4 protein-coding genes are annotated in these 3,297 nt (G+C 41.6%); all 4 read left to right on the top strand.

What is annotated here, in order from left to right; translation table 11 throughout:
* Positions 1-280: ATP-binding protein (locus LZ11_RS05455; protein WP_170240302.1), on the top strand; the 280-nt coding region annotated here is incomplete at its 5' end.
* A gap of 715 nt (positions 281-995) precedes the next feature.
* Positions 996-1,442: a PTS sugar transporter subunit IIA gene (locus LZ11_RS05460; protein WP_148866898.1), complete on the top strand. Its 447-nt coding sequence runs from the start codon at positions 996-998 to the stop codon at positions 1,440-1,442.
* A 26-nt stretch (positions 1,443-1,468) separates the two neighbouring features.
* Positions 1,469-2,491, top strand: a complete 1,023-nt coding sequence (locus tag LZ11_RS05465) for a PTS fructose transporter subunit IIC (RefSeq protein ID WP_148866899.1) — start codon at positions 1,469-1,471, stop codon at positions 2,489-2,491.
* A 123-nt stretch (positions 2,492-2,614) separates the two neighbouring features.
* Positions 2,615-2,935, top strand: coding sequence for a PTS fructose-like transporter subunit IIB (locus LZ11_RS05470; protein ID WP_148866900.1), 321 nt, complete (start codon positions 2,615-2,617; stop codon positions 2,933-2,935).
* Positions 2,936-3,297 lie beyond the last annotated feature (362 nt).

The raw sequence follows: 3,297 nt of genomic DNA on the forward strand, positions 1-3,297 counted from the left end.
CCTTGTAATCGATGAAGTAGGCTATCTTCCATTAGATGGCCTTGGCTCGAACCTCTTTTTCCAGCTAATAAGTGCCCGATATGAAAAGGGGAGCATAATACTTACCAGCAACAAAGGCTTTGGAGAATGGGGGGAGCTCATGGGAGACCCTGTACTTGCTACTGCAGTGTTGGATAGACTATTACACCATGCCCATATAATCAACATAAGGGGCAACAGCTACCGCCTAAAGGACAGGCTAAAGACCGGGTTGTATGGTAACCAACATAATAATGCTTAAATTTAAAAAAAGCCAGGGTGGGTCAAATTTAAAATCGCTGAAAATGGGTCAATTTAAATCCGCTATTGACATCATTCATTATATACATTACATAATAGACTATATTTTCAATATCTTAAATAATGGAACTATTATGTATCATAAAAGAGGATATTATGTTCTTATACTGAACATAATATCCTCTAGTCATTATAATATATTTAATAAAAACCCGGCCTTTTTCTTCGTTTTCTGGAAAAACGGAGAACTCAATTGGTCTACTAATTACCGCAAGGAAGTTGAAATGAATTTTACGCACAATCCCTTAAGAAATAAGGGTTTGTGAGGTATAATAATACTGATAAAAATTCCTTTATTTGTTATATATTACCTTACCGGTTGCGGTTAAAGGAAGACGAGTTATGGGCAGGATTAATAAAATTTTAGCGATCCTTTTACAGGTGAATGAACCCGTAACCGTGGATTGAGGATGTTGTCTCTAACTAGTGTTTAAAAAGATTATCCTTTGCAAAATATAGACATAATAATATCGACTATGCCTATAGAAGTTTCAAAACCTTATATTTGCATCTCGCCGGAACTGGTCAACAAAACGGCTGTCGGTGTTATAACTTTGGCCAGGCCCGTGAGGTCATAGGCGACGAAGAAAAATTGAATTCCTTTAGAAAGGCAAAAACCGCTGAAGAAATAATAAAAATAACGGAGGAGAAAATAAATGCTTTTTAATGAGGGAATGATTTGCATGGATTTAAATGCACTGACAAAAGAGGATGCAATAAGGCAGCTTGCAATGATTGCCGCTGATGCAGGAAAACTGGTTTCAATAGATGAATATATCGAAAGTGTTTTGGCAAGGGAAAAGACCTATAGCACGGGAGTGGGGAACGGCATAGCTATTCCCCATGGAAGGAGTAAGGCAGTAAAAGAAACATTTATAGTATTTGGAAAGTCGGGAAGGGGGGTGGAATGGGATGCGCTCGATGGAAAACCGGTTCATTTGATCTTTCTATTAGGCGTTCCCGAAGCGGCAGAAAACGAGCATTTGAAAATTCTTTCGCAACTTTCCCGCAGGCTAATGAATGAAAACTTTGTAGAGCATTTGAAAAGGTCCGAATCCAAAAACGAGATAATTCAAGCTTTTAAAGATTTCGGCGAAAACTAAATAATATGTAAAATGGAGGTCGGACGATGAAGGACGAACTTAAAAGAATTAGAGAGTATTTAATGACCGGCGTCTCGTATATGATTCCAATAGTAGTAATAGGCGGCGTCTTGATAGCTTTTTCCATTGCGCTGAGCGGAGTTCAGGAAGGGAAAGGTGCTGTAGTTACAAATCCGCTGCTTAAGAGCATGATGGATATCGGTGTCGCCGCGTTTTCGATGATGGTTCCGGTGCTTGCCGGTTTTATAGCCTATGCCATAGCCGATAGGCCCGGCATTGCCCCCGGCCTTGTGGGCGGTGTTCTCGCCAATCAGCTTAAAGCGGGATTCCTGGGCGGTATTATAGCTGGCTTCATAGCGGGTTATGTAGCCCGTTGGATTAAAAACTGGAATGTTCCCAAAAACCTGAGGCCCATTATGCCGATATTTGTGATCCCTCTGCTGACGTCTCTGATTGTGGGTTATTTAATGATCTACGTAATCGGGTCGCCTATAAGCAATATTATGGATGCGATGACGAACTGGCTGAGGACCATGAGCACCGGCAACGCGGTTGTACTGGCGCTGATAATGGGAGCGATGATAGCTTTTGACATGGGTGGTCCGGTAAACAAGGTTGCTTTCCTTTTCGGAGCAGCTATGATTTCGGAAGGGATTTATACCATAATGGGCCCGGTAGCCGTAGCCATCTGCATACCGCCTCTGGGTATGGGAGTCGCTACATTGCTTGCGCCCGGTAAATATACCGTTGCGGAAAGGGAAGCCGGACTTGGCGCGCTTGTTATGGGTATGATAGGAATTACGGAAGGGGCTATTCCCTTTGCAGCAGCTGACCCTTTAAGGGTTATACCATCGATAATGATAGGTTCTGCCGTAGGAGCTGCTGTGGCCGCTATAGGTAAAGTCGGAGATCACGCGCCTCACGGCGGCCCTATAGTGCTCCCCGTAGTAGACAATAAATTGATGTTTATCGTGGCGGTTTTAATAGGCGTTGCCGTGACAGCATTCCTCGTAAATCTTTTGAAAAAACCCGTGCAAGCGGGGGAATAAAAAAAGAGGTCCTCGGAAGGACCCAAAATTGAAACCATTCACCTCAATTTATAATACACCATAAATGTAAGATTGAAAATTACTTTTTTAAAAACTCAATTGCAGGAAGGTGAATAACGTATTATGAAAATTGTAGCTGTTACTTCATGCCCGACAGGTATTGCTCATACTTATATGGCGGCTGAAGCCCTGGAAAAAGCGGCCAAAAAAATGGGACACGCTATAAAAGTTGAAACTCAGGGGTCTATAGGTATAGAAAATAAAATAAGCCTGAAAGAAGCGTCGGAAGCGGATGTGGTTATATTTGCCGCGGATGTAGCGGTGAAGGATGAGAATAGGTTCAGCGGCAAACCGGTAATAAAAGTGGAAGTTCAAAAGGCCATTAAAAATGCAGCAGAAGTTATCAAAGAAGCCGAGGCAATGATTGAAAAGTCAAGTAGCTAAATCTAAGAAACCTGTCCTCGCCCGCCTTAGGCGGGCTTTTTGCTGTTTTTTATTAAGCCGTTGAGAAAAGAAGGACTGCGCCCACTATGTATCGAATATTTAGCATTATATAGCCCTATTCTTTGCTGCTGATGACGGCTTTCATTAAATTTGTCGTCGACCTCCGGTAGTGCAAAAACCCCTGGAGGTCGACGACGATCCCAAAATAGCCTTAAAATCAAAATTTACGCTGCTTAAGGAGGATTTTTTAAATTTTAAGCGAAATATATTATAAAATTCTATAAATTATTTTTCTCTTTAAATCCTTATTTTTTATTTAATTTTTCGGGTTTCTAGCCTACCTATAAGGGATTGAAACCCCG

It is taken from the genome of Thermosediminibacter litoriperuensis (assembly GCF_008124715.1).
Lineage (GTDB): Bacteria > Bacillota > Thermosediminibacteria > Thermosediminibacterales > Thermosediminibacteraceae > Thermosediminibacter > Thermosediminibacter litoriperuensis.